The sequence below is a fragment of the Arthrobacter sp. DMZ02-1R genome (assembly GCF_057747935.1).
Map to the genome: position 1 here is coordinate 1,202,798 of NZ_CM173230.1, position 15,731 is coordinate 1,218,528.

Annotated in this window: 15 protein-coding genes; 11 read left to right on the forward strand and 4 right to left on the reverse strand. The window is 62.5% G+C overall.

The window, feature by feature from the left end; translation table 11 throughout:
- Positions 1-58 precede the first annotated feature (58 nt).
- The 8 genes from AC3ANQ_RS05770 to AC3ANQ_RS05805 all read left to right on the forward strand — a co-directional run bounded on the left by AC3ANQ_RS05770 (position 59) and on the right by AC3ANQ_RS05805 (position 11,079).
- The gene (locus AC3ANQ_RS05770) at positions 59-1,195 is read left to right on the forward strand and encodes a GuaB3 family IMP dehydrogenase-related protein (RefSeq protein WP_488304203.1); all 1,137 of its coding nucleotides are present in this window, start codon (positions 59-61) and stop codon (positions 1,193-1,195) included.
- A 104-nt stretch (positions 1,196-1,299) separates the two neighbouring features.
- Positions 1,300-3,060 (forward strand): glycerol-3-phosphate dehydrogenase/oxidase, encoded by a 1,761-nt coding sequence (locus AC3ANQ_RS05775; RefSeq protein WP_488304204.1) that lies wholly within the window; start codon positions 1,300-1,302, stop codon positions 3,058-3,060.
- 38 nt (positions 3,061-3,098) lie between these two features.
- Entirely contained in the window at positions 3,099-3,587 is a 489-nt protein-coding gene (locus AC3ANQ_RS05780; protein WP_488304205.1) for a PTS sugar transporter subunit IIA, read from the forward strand.
- 125 nt (positions 3,588-3,712) lie between these two features.
- Complete coding sequence (locus AC3ANQ_RS05785) at positions 3,713-4,546, forward strand: SURF1 family protein (RefSeq protein ID WP_488304206.1); 834 nt, start codon at positions 3,713-3,715, stop codon at positions 4,544-4,546.
- Complete coding sequence (locus tag AC3ANQ_RS05790; RefSeq protein ID WP_488304207.1) at positions 4,543-5,061, forward strand: DUF3817 domain-containing protein; 519 nt, start codon at positions 4,543-4,545, stop codon at positions 5,059-5,061. Before AC3ANQ_RS05785 ends, AC3ANQ_RS05790 begins: the two co-directional genes overlap by 4 nt.
- 110 nt (positions 5,062-5,171) lie before the next feature.
- Entirely contained in the window at positions 5,172-6,776 is a 1,605-nt protein-coding gene (guaA, locus tag AC3ANQ_RS05795; RefSeq protein ID WP_488304208.1) for a glutamine-hydrolyzing GMP synthase, read from the forward strand.
- Positions 6,777-6,954: 178 nt separating this feature from the next.
- On the forward strand, positions 6,955-10,830 hold the full coding sequence (locus AC3ANQ_RS05800; protein ID WP_488304209.1) for an AAA family ATPase: 3,876 nt from the start codon (positions 6,955-6,957) through the stop codon (positions 10,828-10,830).
- 9 nt (positions 10,831-10,839) lie between these two features.
- Positions 10,840-11,079, forward strand: coding sequence for a hypothetical protein (locus AC3ANQ_RS05805; protein WP_488305412.1), 240 nt, complete (start codon positions 10,840-10,842; stop codon positions 11,077-11,079).
- Positions 11,080-11,099: 20 nt separating this feature from the next.
- Here the strand turns inward: AC3ANQ_RS05805 and cpaB are convergent, their stop codons facing one another.
- From cpaB to AC3ANQ_RS05820, 3 genes are all read right to left on the reverse strand, one after another.
- On the reverse strand, positions 11,100-11,762 hold the full coding sequence (cpaB, locus tag AC3ANQ_RS05810) for a Flp pilus assembly protein CpaB (protein ID WP_488304210.1): 663 nt from the start codon (positions 11,760-11,762) through the stop codon (positions 11,100-11,102).
- A gap of 256 nt (positions 11,763-12,018) precedes the next feature.
- A complete protein-coding gene (locus AC3ANQ_RS05815) occupies positions 12,019-12,282 on the reverse strand; it encodes an FmdB family zinc ribbon protein (RefSeq protein WP_488304211.1) in 264 nt (87 codons plus the stop codon).
- A 157-nt stretch (positions 12,283-12,439) separates the two neighbouring features.
- Positions 12,440-13,045, reverse strand: coding sequence for a 5-formyltetrahydrofolate cyclo-ligase (locus AC3ANQ_RS05820; protein WP_488304212.1), 606 nt, complete (start codon positions 13,043-13,045; stop codon positions 12,440-12,442).
- Positions 13,046-13,161: 116 nt separating this feature from the next.
- Here AC3ANQ_RS05820 and galU point away from each other — a divergent pair, with 116 nt between their 5' ends.
- Both galU and AC3ANQ_RS05830 read left to right on the forward strand, forming a co-directional pair.
- Positions 13,162-14,073 carry a UTP--glucose-1-phosphate uridylyltransferase GalU gene (gene galU / locus AC3ANQ_RS05825; protein ID WP_488304213.1) on the forward strand — a complete coding sequence of 304 codons (912 nt, stop codon included), beginning with the start codon at positions 13,162-13,164 and terminating at the stop codon, positions 14,071-14,073.
- A gap of 6 nt (positions 14,074-14,079) precedes the next feature.
- Positions 14,080-14,700 (forward strand): GNAT family N-acetyltransferase, encoded by a 621-nt coding sequence (locus tag AC3ANQ_RS05830; RefSeq protein ID WP_488304214.1) that lies wholly within the window; start codon positions 14,080-14,082, stop codon positions 14,698-14,700.
- A 128-nt stretch (positions 14,701-14,828) separates the two neighbouring features.
- On the opposite strand, the gene AC3ANQ_RS05835 is transcribed toward AC3ANQ_RS05830, so the two are convergent.
- Positions 14,829-14,957 (reverse strand): hypothetical protein, encoded by a 129-nt coding sequence (locus tag AC3ANQ_RS05835; protein ID WP_488304215.1) that lies wholly within the window; start codon positions 14,955-14,957, stop codon positions 14,829-14,831.
- Positions 14,958-15,008: 51 nt separating this feature from the next.
- On the opposite strand from AC3ANQ_RS05835, the gene AC3ANQ_RS05840 reads away from it, so the two are divergent.
- Positions 15,009-15,728, forward strand: coding sequence for a hypothetical protein (locus AC3ANQ_RS05840; RefSeq protein WP_488304216.1), 720 nt, complete (start codon positions 15,009-15,011; stop codon positions 15,726-15,728).
- The last annotated feature ends 3 nt before the right edge of the window (positions 15,729-15,731 follow it).

Sequence of the window (15,731 nt, forward strand, 5' to 3'; positions counted from 1 at the left end):
TCGTCACCATGACGCTTCCCTGCCAGTACATCTCGTTGCACTGGGATAACCTAGAGCAGTGACTTATGAGATTGAGATTGGCCGTGGCAAGCGTGGGCGTCGTGCCTACTCCCTGGATGACATCGCGATCGTCCCCAACCGCCGGACGCGCGACCCCAAGGACGTCTCCGTCTCATGGCAGATTGATGCCTACAAGTTTGAGATGCCGGTGATCGCCGCGCCGATGGACTCCGCCATGTCGCCTGAAACTGCCATTGCCCTTGGCCGGCTTGGCGGTCTGGGCGTGCTGGACCTTGAAGGCCTGTGGACCCGCTACGAGGACCCGCAATCCGTTTTGGACGAGATCTCCGCCCTCGAGGATGAAACTGCCAGCCCTGCTGTCACGCGGCGCATGCAGGAGCTCTACAAGGCCCCCATCCAGCCCGAACTGATCACCAGCAGGCTCGCGGAAATCCGTGCTTCCGGCGTGACCGTGGCCGGCTCGCTCACGCCGCAGCGCACCCAGGAGCACTACAAGACGGTCGTTGCTGCCGGCGTTGACATCTTCGTCATCCGGGGCACCACCGTCTCGGCTGAGCATGTTTCCAAGAACCACGAACCGTTGAACCTCAAGCAGTTCATCTACGAACTCGACGTTCCGGTGATCGTCGGCGGGGCCGCCGGATACACCCCGGCCCTGCATCTCATGCGTACCGGCGCGGCCGGCGTTCTGGTGGGCTTCGGCGGAGGCGCAACCACCACCACGCGCCGGGCACTCGGCATCCATTCGCCCATGGCCTCGGCCATTTCCGACGTCGCAGCCGCCCGCCGCGACTACATGGACGAGTCCGGTGGAAGGTACGTGCATGTGATCGCCGACGGCGGCATGGGTTCTTCGGGTGACATCGTCAAAGCCATCGCGATGGGCGCCGACGCAGTCATGCTCGGCAGCGCCTTGGCCCGTGCGGACGAAGCGCCGGGCAAGGGCTGGCACTGGGGCCAGGAAGCCCACCACCTCGAACTTCCCCGCGGCGACAGGGTCAACGTGGGCACGGTTGGACCGCTTGAGGAAGTGCTATTCGGGCCGGGCCACCACACCAACGGCACCTCCAACCTGATCGGCGCGCTACGCCGTTCGATGGCGACTACAGGCTATTCGGACCTGAAGGAATTCCAGCGGGTCGACGTCGTCGTCTCGCCTTACTCGGGTCAGTAGGCTGCCGTCCGGGTCATCCTGGCCGCCGGGTGAAAACCCTGCCCAAGCCCGCGCACAAGAAGTAGTGTGGGGAACTACGGGCTTTGTGCGATTGGAGGCGTCCGATGAGCAGTGTTGCAGATGGTTCGCAGAGGGATGATGCATCAGCCGGTGCATTGAGCCCGCAGGCGCGCGCCAGATCCATCGAAGTCCTGAGGGGCACCACCGAGCCCGGCCAGGAACTCGACATCCTGATCGTCGGCGGAGGCGTAGTCGGGGCCGGGGCAGCCCTTGACGCAGTGACCCGCGGGTTGTCCGTGGGCATTGTCGAGGCCCGGGACTGGGCTTCGGGCACGTCGTCGAGGTCCTCGAAGCTGATTCACGGCGGGCTCCGCTACCTCGAAATGCTTGACTTTGCGCTGGTCCAGGAGGCGCTCAAGGAACGCGGGTTGCTGATCCAACAAATCGCGCCGCACCTTGTCCGGCCGGTCCCGTTCCTGTATCCGTTGACCCGGCGTTTTTGGGAACGGCCGTACGTGGGCGCCGGCATCTTCCTCTACGACACGCTTGGCCTCACCTCAGGCCACAGCCGCGGTGTTCCCATGCACAAACACCTCTTCCGGCGTGGAACACTTCGGGCGGCCCCTAGCCTCAAGAGCGATGCATTCGTCGGCTCCATTCGGTACTACGACGCGCAGGTTGACGATGCGAGGCTGGTGGTCAACGTCGTCCGCACCGCGGCACACTACGGAGCCCACGCCGTGAACAGGATGCGCGTGGTGTCATTCGTGCGCGAAGGCGAACGCGTGGTGGGCGCGAAAGTGGAAAACCAGGAGGACGGCAGCATCGTCGAAGTCCGCGCCAAGCAAGTGGTCAACGCCACGGGGGTCTGGACGGACGAGACCCAGGCCATGGTGACGGATCGCGGCCAACTCAAGGTCCGCGCTTCCAAGGGCATCCACCTCGTGGTTCCGCGCGACCGCTTCCAGTCCACCGTCGGATTGATCCTGAGGACCGAGAAGTCCGTGCTGTTCGTCATCCCCTGGGGCAGGCATTGGATCATCGGCACAACGGACACCGATTGGAAGCTGGATAAGGCGCACCCTGCCGCGTCCACCAAGGACATCGACTATGTTCTGGAGCACGTCAACCGCGTCTTGAAACGGCCCCTGACGAGGGAGGACGTCGAGGGCGTGTACGCAGGCCTTCGTCCACTGTTGGCTGGGGAGAGTGACTCCACCGCCAAACTTTCCCGCGAACACGTGGTGGCCCACCCCGTTCCAGGGCTTGTGGTGGTTGCCGGCGGCAAATTCACAACGTACCGGGTCATGGCCAAGGATGCGGTCGACGAAGCAACCCGGGCGATGGACGAGCGTGTTCCTGCGAGTTGCACGGATACCATCCCGCTGCTGGGCGCCGAGGGATTCAAGGCCGCATGGAACCGCCGGGGGAGAACCGCGGATGAGGTCGGAATCCACGTCGCCAGGGTGGAACATTTGCTCAACCGCTACGGTTCGATGACGCCGGAAGTCCTGGCTGTCATCAAGGACAACCCGGCTATGGCCGAGCCGCTGCCCGGCGCCGACGACTATCTGGCGGCAGAAGTCGTCTACGCCACGACCCACGAAGGCGCCCGGCACGTCCACGATGTCCTGACCCGGCGCACCCGCATCTCGATAGAGTCCTGGGACAGAGGTGTTTCCGCGGTCCCTGTTGTCGCTAAGCTGATGGGAGAAATTCTTGGCTGGAGCGACGCTCAGCGGGAAAGCGAAATCAAGCACTACCTGGCCCGGGTGGAAGCTGAACGGCTCAGCCAACAGCAGCCCGACGACGAATCAGCCGATGCCGCGCGAATGGGCGTCGATGACATCGTTCCCCTGCGCTGAGCGCCCGGGGGTAGCTGGGCACACTGGAGGGAAACGACTTGGCGGAACCACTGGACCCGTATGATGCCGAACTGACGACGCCGGAGACCATCATCCTGGAGATGGAAGCGGTCGACAAGACAGATGCCGCGGGCCAGCTCGCGGAACGGCTCTATGCCGCCGGGCGTATCACGGACCTTGAGGGCTTCCTCGAACACGTCAACTCCCGGGAACACCAACTCGCCACCGGGCTTCCAGGCGGCATTGGTTTGCCGCACGCCCGCAGCGAGTTTGTTTCCCGAGTGTCCATCGCCGTCGGAGTCACCAAGTTCGGACACTCCCTCGACTTCGGTGCCAGCGACGGTCCGGCCACCCTGGTCCTGCTCATCGCCACACCGGCCAGTTCATTCTCGGACCACTTGGAAGTCCTGGCCACCTTGGCGCGGTCACTTTCCAAGGAATCGTTTAGGGAATCCCTCCGGCGAGCCCACGATCCGGAGGTCATCGCCGAACTGATCAACTCAAGCCTGGTGTTCTTCGACCACTAAAGATTGGGGCAGGCCCTTTCGTGTCGCGTTCCGCGCCACGTAGGGACCCTGCTGCCCCACTCTAGGGACCCTGCTGCCCCACTCTCGTTTAGCTGTTCTACAGCTTGACGAAGTACGGTTAAGGGGTGTTGAAAACCGCTCTGAAGCCCCGCTGGATCGCAGGACTTGTCTTCGCGCTCCTGCTCTCCGGGGTGTTCGTGCTGCTCAGCCAGTGGCAGTTCGGCAGATCCACCCAGAGTGACGTGCCAGTTGATCCCTCCGCGGAGCAAGTCAGGCCCCTCACCGGAGTCCTGCAGCCCGGCACCTTCTTTCCTGGGTCCGTCTCGGATCAAATGGTTAGCGCGAAAGGCAGCTACGACCCTGCCAAGCAGGTCCTTGTGGAGGGCCGTCTGCTGGCTGGTCAAAAAGGATACTGGGTAGTAACCGCATTTGCTGTCGACGGTGCTCCCGTTCTCCACGGCGTTGGCGCTTCGCCGAAGACCTGGATCCCCGTGGCGCGCGGTTGGGTCGCCGATCCCGCACAGGCCAGCCCGCCGCCGTCGGGCACTATTGAACTGACCGGACGGCTCCTGCCGTCCGAGGCCCCAGTGCCAAACGTCGACGCCGGAGCGGGCCGCGCGTCCGCGGTTTCGGTCGCGGAACTCATCAACACGTGGGAGATTTCAAGCTATCCGGGCTTCGTCGCCGCAACGTCGGAGATATCGGCAGGCAAGACCCTCGCGCTTCCGGAGCAGCTGAAGCCCCTCAATATCCCGGCCCAGCCTCCCAACCAACAGATCAACTGGCTCAACCTTTTCTACTCCGTGGAATGGGTGGTCTTCGCAGGATTCGCCCTCTACATCTGGTGGCGAATGGTCGCCGACGACTACCGGCGCACCCTCGAAGAGGAAGAGCCCGACGACGAATTCCCATCAGACGATTTCCCAGCCGTTACCAAGCCAGAACAGGTAAAGCCATGATTGAGCCCAAACCGGCCATCCAGCCCGAACAGTGGGGAGACTCCGGCGCGAAGCCAGCCACGGCCAAGAAGCGCCGCTTCGGTGGGACCACGGCCCAGATCCGCTCGGCCCTGAAGTTCTACAAGGTCATGGCCTACCTCACCGGCACCATGCTCTTGCTCCTGTGCGCCGAGCTCGTGGCGCGTTACGTGTTCGGCGTGTACCTCTTTGCCGGGGGTACGAACGCCATCACCGGGCAGCCCTTCGGCTTCGGGTTCGCTGACGCGGAGTCGAAGGCAGTCCCCGGCGGCGTCAACGTCTCCGTGACGGTACTGATCGTCCACGGCTGGATGTACGTGGTTTACCTCATCTCGGACTTCCGTTTGTGGTCCCTCATGCGCTGGCCGTTCACGAAGCTCATCCTGCTTGCCCTGGGTGGGGTTGTACCGCTCATGTCCTTCATTGTGGAGAAGAAGTTCCACTCGGAGGTGGAAGCGGAACTGGCCGCCAATCCGCAGGCGTCCAAGCGGTACTGATCAGCGGGGCGCGGCGGGCATTGTGAGATCGCTAACGTCGGGGCCGGTTTGCCGGCTTCACGACCGGCTTCAAGGTGCACCGGGGCATCCCGGCAAAGTAGGCTGTTACGGTGACTACTCCCACCGCACCCTTCAGTTCTGAAGCTCAGACTTCCCAGAAGCCGGTGCTGGTTGTTGACTACGGTGCCCAGTACGCGCAGCTGATTGCACGCCGCGTCCGTGAGGCGAATGTGTACTCGGAAATTGTTCCGCACACTTTCACCACCGAGCAGCTTCTGGCCAAGAACCCGGCAGCCATCATCCTTTCCGGCGGTCCTTCAAGCGTTTACGCCGAGGGTGCCCCGAGGGTTGGCGCAGACCTTTTCGAGGCCGGCGTACCTGTCTTCGGTATTTGCTACGGCTTCCAGGCCATGGCCAACGCGCTGGGCGGCAAGGTCGCACAGACCGGGTTGCGCGAGTACGGCGCCACCGAGGCCACCACGGTTGGCGAGGCACGCTCCATCTTGGCGGGCATCCCGGACTCCCAGAACACCTGGATGAGCCACGGAGATTCCGTGCATGAAGCCCCGGCAGGCTTCGAGGTCCTGGCGACCACCGCCGGCGCACCTGTAGCCGCTTTCGCGAACGAGGAGAAGCACCTCTACGGCGTGCAGTGGCACCCGGAGGTCAAGCACTCGGCCCACGGCCAGCAGGTTCTGGAGAACTTCTTGTTCAACGGAGCGGGCCTGAAGCCGAACTGGACCACCGGCAACATCCTCGAAGAGCAGGTGGATCGGATCGGCCAGCAGGTCGGTGATTCCAAGGTCATCTGCGGCCTCTCCGGCGGCGTCGACTCGGCCGTTGCCGCAGCGCTCGTGCAGCGCGCCGTGGGAGACCAGCTCACCTGTGTGTTCGTGGACCACGGTCTGCTGCGTGAAGGCGAAGCCGAACAGGTCGAACGCGACTTCGTTGCCGCGACCGGCGTCAAGCTTTACGTGGCAAACGAGCAGGAGCGTTTCCTGTCCGCCCTGGCCGGGGTCAGCGATCCCGAGACGAAGCGCAAGATCATTGGCCGCGAGTTCATTCGTGCGTTCGAAGAAGCAGAGCGGGCCATCATCGCCCAGGCGGCGTCCGAAGGCGAGAGCATCAAGTTCCTCGTCCAAGGCACCCTTTACCCGGACGTCGTCGAATCCGGCGGAGGCGAAGGTGCTGCGAACATCAAGAGCCACCATAACGTGGGCGGCTTGCCTGAGGATCTGCAGTTCGAACTCGTTGAGCCGCTCCGCGCACTGTTCAAGGACGAGGTTCGCGCCGTAGGCGCACAGCTTGGCCTTCCGCAGGAAATCGTTGGACGCCAACCGTTCCCTGGTCCGGGCCTCGGTATCCGCATTGTCGGAGAAGTGAACAAAGAACGCCTGGACCTGCTGCGCAAAGCAGACGCAATCGCGCGCGCCGAGCTCACTGCGGCCGGACTCGACAACGATGTCTGGCAGATGCCGGTGGTGCTGCTGGCCGATGTCCGCAGCGTCGGCGTTCAAGGCGACGGACGCACTTATGGACACCCGATCGTGCTTCGTCCCGTTTCTTCCGAGGACGCCATGACTGCTGACTGGTCGAGGCTCCCTTATGATCTCCTCGCGAGGATCTCCAACAGGATCACCAACGAGGTAGCCGGAGTCAACCGAGTGGTACTGGACGTCACCAGCAAGCCCCCGGGAACCATCGAGTGGGAATAGCGTTCTGAGTGACCGGTCTCTTCCCAGAGACCGGTCACTTTGTATTTCCCCTGAAATCACGGGTAATTTGCCTTTCCAGCAGTGTTGCAGTGCGGACTGCCGGTCGATTCCAGCTACTCTCGAAAGTATGCCGATTTGGTCCAAGTCGTCTCGAGCTAGAACAGAAAAGAAGGCAGCGGTGTCAGTAGGTCAAAGCCATGAAGAGAGCTCTGCAGAGCTCCGGAAATGGCTATCGGGGCTCAAACCTGTGACTGGCGCGGACACCATGCTGCGCTTCGTCAAGACGCCGGAAGGGTCGATCGACCTTAGCAACGGCCACCCTTCAGGGCTCGCACAGCTCCTCGCTGGACGTCGAACCCGTCTTTCCACCCTGATCCGGGATCGCCAGCAATATCTTGTTGCCGCCCGTGCTGCCAGGAACCTTCGCTCGAAGATCTTCGAGCTGGGCAACGACCGGGGGATCGACGCCGGCTACTTGTCCTGCGGAACGGTCGTCTGGACATCGGCCGTCGGAGGAAAGCCCCAGCGTGTCTCTGCTCCCGTCATGTTGGCCGCCATTTCGCTCACGGCCCGGCCCGGCGAAGATGACTACGAGCTGCAACTCACGGAGCAAGCGGGCATCAATCCTGCGTTGGTCCGGCATTTGAAGACCGTCCATGGAATTGTCTTCGACGTCAATGCCGTGAGCCGCATGGCCTACAACACCGCGCGCCTCGATCCCCAGCCGGTCCTTGACCGCCTTGCTACGCTGGTGCAGCCGATCCCTGGTGCCGAGGTAACCCCCAATCTCCTCATAACGACCTTGGCGGATTTGTCCGGGAACCTGGACGACCCTTGGATCAACGAAAACAGCAGCGTCGTTGCATCCTTGTTCGGAGCCGCCAACGGCGGGGACGTCGAACCTGAGCCAATTAAGTCAGGGCGGTTCCCAAACCTTGACGAGCGCGATCCTGCCGAGGAGTCGCTGCTCCTGGATGCCGACGCTGACCAGCAGTACGTCGTGGATGCCGTCCGGGCAGGCGATTCGCTGGTGGTCAGCACCCCACCAGGCAGCGGCCAGACCCAAACGGCCATCAATGCCATTGGCGCGCTTGTCAACGAGGGCAAATCGGTACTGGTGGTGGGCGACCGGCGAGCGAGCCTCAACGGCCTCGCCAGCAATTTTGAAGCCCTTGGCCTTGAGTCGATGCTGTTCAGGCCGGGCAATGGTGCCACGGCCCAGCAGCTCAAGGGCCAGCTGGTCAGCGCGATCATCCGCAACGAGAAGTCGCTGGAACCCCAACTTGCGAATCTTCACAAGACCCTGACCGAGCACCGCCATGCACTCATGGACCATGTTGCGTCTTTGCACAACGTTCGCCAGCGCTGGGGATGCTCGCCCTATCAGGCAATGCAGTCGCTCGCGGAGCTGACCTCCATCCAGCCTGCCCCCGCCACCACAGTGCGCCTGAAGCGCAGTGTCCTGGACAACATCAAAGACCGCGCTGAATTGGCTGCAAGGCTTCGCCGCGCCGCCGAACTTGGCAGCTTCAGCAAGGCGTCGACGTCGAGCCCCTGGTACGGTGCGCGCCTGGTCACTCGCAAAGAGACTGAGGAAGCCCAGCAACTGGCCAGCACCGCCGCCGAGCACCTTCCCAAGCTGCGGGAACGGATGAACCGAATTGCGGAGCACTCTGAAATCCGGCTTGGGACGAACTTCGCCGAATGGGGCTCGCAGCTTGAGCTGTTGATGGCGGTTCGCGAGAGCCTGGATAAATTCACCCCGGATATCTTTGACCGGCCGGTCCACGATCTGATTTCGGCTACTGCCACCTCCGCATGGCGTCGTGAGCAGGGCCTCGAGATGCCGTCGATGCAGCGCTCCCGCTTGCGTCGCGTGGCCAAAGAATACGTCCGGCCCGGTGTTCACATCGCGGATCTGCACAGTTCCTTGGCGCTTGTTCAGGAGCAGCGGGCACTTTGGGCTGGGTATGCCACCACCCAGCGCCATCCCGCTGTGCCATCCGGGCTGGCGGACTTGGGCGCCACGTACCGCGAACTGGACCGGGATCTTCGCCGTCTGGGGGACTGCCTCAAACACACGGCCGACGGCGGCGACCTCCACGCGACCCGCTACGAAGCCCTCATGGAGCGTCTTGAACGTCTTGTAGCGGATACGGGAACCCTCGAGACTCTGCCGGAACGTACGCTTTTGGTCGAGAACATGCGCGAACACGGACTCGGCGAGCTTATTGCGGATTTGGCGGAGCGCGAAGTCCCCGTCGAATCCGTTGGTGCGGAACTGGACCTTGCCTGGTGGCAGTCCGCCCTGGAAGCCATGATCAGTGGTGACGACTACCTTGCCATGTCCGACGGCGATTCCCTGCGCCGTCTCGAAGCCGAGTACCGCCTGGCGGATCAGGCGCACATTGCCAGCGGTGGAGCCCGGCTGCGGTGGAAGCTCGCCGAAATGTGGCGCGCTGGAATTGCGGAACATCCCCGTCAGGCAGAGCTCCTGCGGAATCTGATCAAGGATGGCCGCGTTACTCTCTCGGCGCTCAGCGCCCAGGCGCCGGCTTTGGTTTCCAGGCTGGTGCCGGTGTGGTCCATCAGCCCGTACCTGCTGACCGGGCTTTTGCCTGCCGAACAGAAGTTCGACGCGGTGGTAATTCTTGATGCCGAGAGCACATCTTTGCAGGCTGTGCTGCCGGCAATCGCCCGGGCCGAACAAGTCATCGCCTTCGGTGATGCGAAGACCGCCAATGCCCGCACCTTTAGCGTGGCCGTGGAGCCTCCCATGGCAGGCGTCACGAGCCAGGACGCGGTGGACAGTGCCTTCAGTGCATTGGCCCGCGTCTTGCCGACTTGGCAACTGAACTGGGTGTACCGGGCTGTCGATGAAGATCTGGTGCTGCAGCTGAGCAAGAATTACTACGACGGCGGCCTGCGTCGGCTGCCGGACGGCCAATCCGTAACGGGGCTGGACCGTTCGGTTGTGGTTGAGTACATCCCGGACGGTACCGGCCTGCCCGGTTCGGATCACGAAGGTGTGGAATCGGTCGCGGCTGAAGTGAACCGTGCGGTGGATCTGGTTTTTGAACACGCCAGGCTTCGGCCCCGAACCTCCCTCGCGGTGGTGACCGCAAGCCTGCGCCATGCTGCAAGGATCGGCGAAACCATTAGGCTCCAGCTGCCCAACTATCCTCTGCTGTCCGGCTTCTTCAACGCGGGCGCCGAGTCCTTCCGCGTGGTGGATTTGGAGCGCGCTCAAGGATTGGTCCGCGATCACATCATCTTCTCCTTGGGCTTCGGGCGCACTCCGCACGGCCGGGCGCTTCACAGTTTCGGTCCCCTGTCCGTCGAAGGTGGCCGGAACAAGTTTGCTTTGGCAATGACCCGCTCGCGCAGATCTTTGCACGTCCTGAGCTGCTTCCGTCCGGAGGACCTGGACTTGGATAGATTGGCTCATGGGGCGGTTGATTTCCATGAACTCCTTGACCGTGAACTCTCGGGCAATTCGGATCTGGGGACGCCGGCAACCAGGGCAGCCGCCAGCGAGCGGGCGCTCGGTGAGGATCCGTTGGTGGCGGATCTGGGCGAGCGGCTCCGTGCTCGTGGAGCCCGGGTGTGGCACCACTATGACGGAGCACTGGACATCGCCGCGGCGGCCGATCCGGTACACACCATCGGCCGTGATGACACCGAAATGCCGACGCCGGTGGCCATTGAATCCGATGGCACGGAACGATACCGCCGCATGAGCGTCCGGGAGCGCAGCAGGCTTCGGCCCCAGCTCCTGGAGCGCCTCGGCTGGCGTTACATGTCTTTGTGGACCATCGAAGTGTTCACGGACCCTTCGTCGTGTGCGGACCGCATCGGCTCCTACCTTGGACTCGAAACGCCGGTTGCGCCCTCCTATGGCGCCGTCCAGCATGGATTCCTGGACATGGATGTTGAACAATTGGAACTGGACGCTCAGGCGGACAGCCAGGCGGGACTGCGCAGCCAAGCGGAGTCGGCCTCGGTCAAACTTGGCGGTACGCAAGGGCCCGGCCTGGGGCCAGCCATCCCCTAAGGAAGCGCAATGCCGGAAAGAAAGAGCACAAAGGCCAAATACCCTGCGGACACTCATGCAGCGGAGGCCGGCACAGAGCTGGACAAGCAGGAGAAGACAGAATTGAAGCCCGGACCGGAGTCGAAGCCGGCAGGAGAAGGCATTCTGCCCAAGAAAGCCGCCGAGGATGATCCACGCCGCTGGGGTGACGAGCCCGGTTACGATCACGACGCTTGGCTGAAGGAGCAAAGGCCTCCACACTGGGGCTGAACATTCCACGATGAGCCTGACTATCCACGAGGGGTTTCGGTTTGCCGGGTGCCAGCGGGATTGACCAAGACAAAGAACAATTTCCCCCGAGTGGAAGCTCCGGCCAGGATTTCTGCCTGTTGCGGATTCGCGGCGACAACCACGAGGCCGTCAGACTCGTTCGTACCTAGCCACTGGCTGGCCTTGCCTCCATGTGCAGACGTCCACAAAACCGGGACGGCCGCAGCCAGGAGTTCGGATTTCTTGCCAGGCCCTTCAAATCCATCAGCTGCCGTGAGCACAACGTTGACCAACTGGCCCGGGGAAACAAGCTGGATTGAAGCGGGATCGGCCATACGCAGCGGAACGGCTGCTGTTGCGGGCGCGGCGCCGGTCAGCAGACCCGGGCCCAGGAATTGGGCGTCCGTGGGGACCTGCCCTTTCTGGAGAGGTGAGGCAAGCTGCTTCCCGCTGTATCCAATGCGAGAGGTGAGTGCTCCGGCAGGAGCTCCGCCGGGAAGAACTTCAAGAGGTTTGAGGTCGGAATCTGCCAAGGTGGACCCGGCCGGAAGATCCCTGGCCGCGGCGAGAACCGTCACCCGTTGTTCTGAAGCAGGAGTTAGCTGGTGGACCACAATCCCGGCGGCGACACACAGCAGGAGTGCCACCACGAGGCGGCGGTTGCGGTTCAGCCAGCTGCCCAACCTGTGGTGCTTGGAATGCGCCGGGGGAGCGCCAGGGGCGCGGGCGCCTTGTGGAAGAGCCAGAATAGTGCGAGTGCTGGCATTGGTGACCGGCGCGAGGCGGCTATTGCCTGGAGTCGAAGAAGACCCCCCTGAATGCGGGCTTTGGGATGAAAACGAGGTAGCTGGCATGCTGCCACGCTAACCGTGCCAATAGTCCGGTGACAGGGCCTTAATGAGCTATGTGGAAAAGCGGAATCAAGTGGAAAACCGCAAATCAGCTGGCGGCAGCCGCCGGAACCGACGCAGGAGCCGGGGATGCCGCTGGCGCAGCGGGAGCAGCCGAAACGGCGCTTCCCTTGGAGTCCCGGGAGTCCGTACGGTAGAAGCCCGATCCCTTGAAGACGACGCCCACGCTGTTGAATTTCTTGCGCAAGGATCCTTGGCATTCGGGGCAGTCAGACAGGGAGCTGTCTGTGAAGGCCTGAACAATGTCAAAGGCATGGCCGCAGTCTTTGCAGGCGTAGGCATATGTGGGCACTGGCAATCCTCCTCCGGGACGAACTACAGGTCCCTGCGCTGCATTTGCGGATTGTTCCATCCATTAGCAGTCCAAGGGCCTGAGTGCCAATTCTATCATCCGACATCGGAGTCTCCACCAAGGAATGTGGTGGGGGAACAAACTGCCGGAAGCGGGTTCAGCTGGCTCGGCTTAGTTCGACGACGCGGCGGGGGGTAAGTGCCTCTGGCACGGGCTTGTCGAACGGTTCGGCCGGGATGCTGCCTGCCGGCAGGACTTCATCGTCATATACGACGGCGATAGTCGGGGGACGCTGTCCGTTTGCGTCCAACTTGTCGAGGAGTCGGTCGTAATATCCGCCGCCCTGGCCAATGCGGTTGCCGCCCTCGTCGACTGCAGTCGCTGGAAGGAAGATTCCGGCCGCATCCCTGACGACGTCACTGCCGAATCGTTCGCCTACTGGCTCATCAATGGGGGCATACCTTGAGCGGGCAAAGGTCGTCTCCGGGGTCCAATACGCCCAACTCAGGCGCCGCTCCGGTTCGCATACCGGTAGAAGAATCCTGTGCCCAAAAGCATGGAGCGCTTCAAGCAAGGGCATTGTTGGCGGTTCGGCTGCCACCCCCACATAGGCGGCAAAAGTCGCCTGTTTCCCGTGGGCAACAGCATCGGCCCATGAGAGGCCGCGGCGGGCTATACCTATTCCGGCGTCGGCGCGCTGTTGTACTGTCAGGGCGAGCCGCCGGTTGCGGTTCTCCCGGCGGATATCGTCTTTCAAAGTCACTTTTGCTCCAGTTCTTCCGTCTGCCCGGCGCCGGGAATGTTAGGGAACGTCGGCCCCTCTTTCCTCCATCGGCGTACTTTTGCCTAATGTCCAGTTCCTTCCGTTAGATTAGTCCGGTGACTTCCAATAGCTGCGCTAGCGCTGTCCGCAAAGCCGTTATCCCCGTTGCGGGGCTCGGTACCAGATTCCTGCCTGTCACCAAGGCGATGCCCAAGGAGATGCTCCCGGTAGTCGACAAGCCGGCCATCCAGTATGTTGTCGAAGAAGCCGTGGGTGTGGGCCTCAATGACATCCTCATGATCACGGGCCGCAACAAGCGCGCATTGGAGGACCACTTCGACCGTGTGCCCGCCTTGGAAGCAACCCTGGAGGCCAAGGGAGACACCGTCAAGCTGGACTCGGTTCAGGCTACTAGCAACCTCGGCGACATTCACTATGTTCGCCAGGGTGATCCCAAAGGTCTGGGCCATGCGGTGCTGCGTGCCAAGCAACACGTTGGCTACGAACCATTCGCAGTCCTCCTCGGCGACGACCTCATCGATGCGCGGGACACGCTCCTCAGCGACATGATCGAAGTCCAGCACAAGACCGGTGGATCCGTCGTAGCCCTCATTGAGGTGGAGCCGTCCCAGATCAGCGCCTATGGCTGCGCCGACATCGAGGACATCGGTGAAGATGGCTACGTCCGCATCAAGCAACTTGTGGAAAAGCCTTCTGTTGACGAAGCTCCGTCCAACTTGGCCGTGATTGGTCGCTACGTTCTTCACCCCTCGGTATTCGACGTCCTCGAGCAAACCGAGCCTGGCCGTGGAGGCGAGATCCAGCTGACGGATGCCCTCCAGGTACTGGCTGCCGGCGAGGGCGAAGGTAGCGGTGTCTACGGAGTGGTCTTCCGCGGTCGCCGGTACGATACCGGAGACAAGCTCAGCTACCTTAAAGCCTGTGTCCAGCTGGCATGCGACAGTGAAGACCTCGGACCCGGCTTGCGCGAGTGGCTGCCGGGCTTTGCCGACAGTCTCAGCAAGTAGTTCCTCATGTGGGGATCGGCCATTTGGCCGGTGACGCTTGAATGTGGCGACCTCATTTTGCGTCCCATTCGCTACCGGGACAAGAAGGAATGGACCGAAGTCCGCTCGCGCAATAGTGACTGGCTCGCCCCGTGGGAAGCCTCTAACCCGGCCCCTGGTGGCCGTCTGCCAAACTACCGGCAGATGGTGGCTTCCCTCAACCTCCAGGCGCGGCAGGCGAGTGCCCTTCCTTTTGTCATCACGGAACGCATTCCGGGGTATCACGAGCCCAGGATTGTGGGGCAGTTGACGGTCTCTTCCATTGTTTGGGGATCGGCGATGACCGCGACCCTTGGCTACTGGGTAGATCAAGCGCGGGCAGGGCGCGGGATTGCTCCCACCGCGGTTGCCTTGGCGACCGACCATTGCTTCGCGACCCTCGGCTTACACCGGATGGAGATCAACATCAGACCCGAAAATGGGCCGAGCCTGCGCGTTGTTGAGAAGCTTGGATTCCGTGACGAGGGGCGCCGTGAACGTTTCCTTCACATCAACGGAGAATGGGCTGACCATAGAAGCTTTGCCTTGACCTCGGAAGAGGTCCCGCGAGGCTTGCTGGCTGCTTGGCTTGGGCGCGAAGCCAATTAGTCCGTTTGGGTGAATGACTGTCATAAATCCATTGATTTGCCGACTCTCCGACGACACACCGCGGGGAATGCGGTGGCCCCTGCGTATTTGCTTCTACGGTTTTGATTGTGGACTTCCCTCTCAGCAGCTCAGTGGTATTGGTGATTGCCGTGGCGCTGTGGATCGTTTGGGTTGCGCCATACATGTTGCGGAACCGCCGCCTGCACGTCCAGGTAGCCGGTGACGTGCCAGTGGATGACAGTGAAGATGACGCTCACGAACTGCAATCCGGGGTGGTTCTGTCAATTGCCCCTCGGCAGGAGAAAGCAATGGAAACCATGCAGAGCACCGCAACCGCATTGCCCAAGGAATCCACCGGCGAACGGCGTGATGCTGCAACGGGTCCCGCGGTTTTCAAAGTCAGATATGGTCGCTGTGCCCTTGCCCTTGCCGGCCTTCTCCTGCTGCTCACGGCTGCCGTTTCCGGCGTCCTGCGTATTTTCGATCTTGTTTCGGCCTGGCTGCCGCTGGTCTCCATAGTTGGTGTCGTTGGAACTGTCTTCCTTCTCCGCCGCCTGGCCATCAGGGACCGCAGGGCGAAGATGAACGCGGCCTTCCGCAACGCCATGGGTCCCACCGTTGAGAATCCCGGCACAACCACGAAGGCAACGGACCGCCCGGCGACCAAGATTTTCGATGCGGAAGCCCATTCCCGCGAAACGAACCGCCTGACCGCCGTCGAACTTCGTCAAGCCGCGCTCAATGTTGCCGTCGCTGCCGGCGACAACACGGTCCGTTTTGCAGACGGGGCCAAGGACGCTGAGTGGCAGCCTGTAGACGTGCCCAAACCAACCTACGTTGACGCTGCAAAGGCGCCGCGGCCGGCACCGGAACCCCTCGATTTGCCTGAGGCCCCCAAACCCCTCGGCAGGCCCACGTTGAAGCAAGCCAGCGCCCCGTCCGCTAGCCCCGCGATCCAGGCGCAGCATGTCAAGCCTCAGAGCGCCCTCAGCAACCTTGACGACGTCCTACAGCGCCGCCGGGCATAGCCG

What these genes read in the sequence shown, in the direction of transcription:
- AC3ANQ_RS05775 (WP_488304204.1), top strand. Translation starts at nt 1,300, where the DNA reads ATGAGCAGTGTTGCAGATGGTTCGCAGAGGGATGATGCATCAGCCGGT.
- AC3ANQ_RS05790 (WP_488304207.1), top strand. Translation starts at nt 4,543, where the DNA reads ATGATTGAGCCCAAACCGGCCATCCAGCCCGAACAGTGGGGAGACTCC.
- AC3ANQ_RS05805 (WP_488305412.1), top strand. Translation starts at nt 10,840, where the DNA reads ATGCCGGAAAGAAAGAGCACAAAGGCCAAATACCCTGCGGACACTCAT.
- AC3ANQ_RS05830 (WP_488304214.1), top strand. Translation starts at nt 14,080, where the DNA reads ATGTGGGGATCGGCCATTTGGCCGGTGACGCTTGAATGTGGCGACCTC.
- AC3ANQ_RS05840 (WP_488304216.1), top strand. Translation starts at nt 15,009, where the DNA reads ATGGAAACCATGCAGAGCACCGCAACCGCATTGCCCAAGGAATCCACC.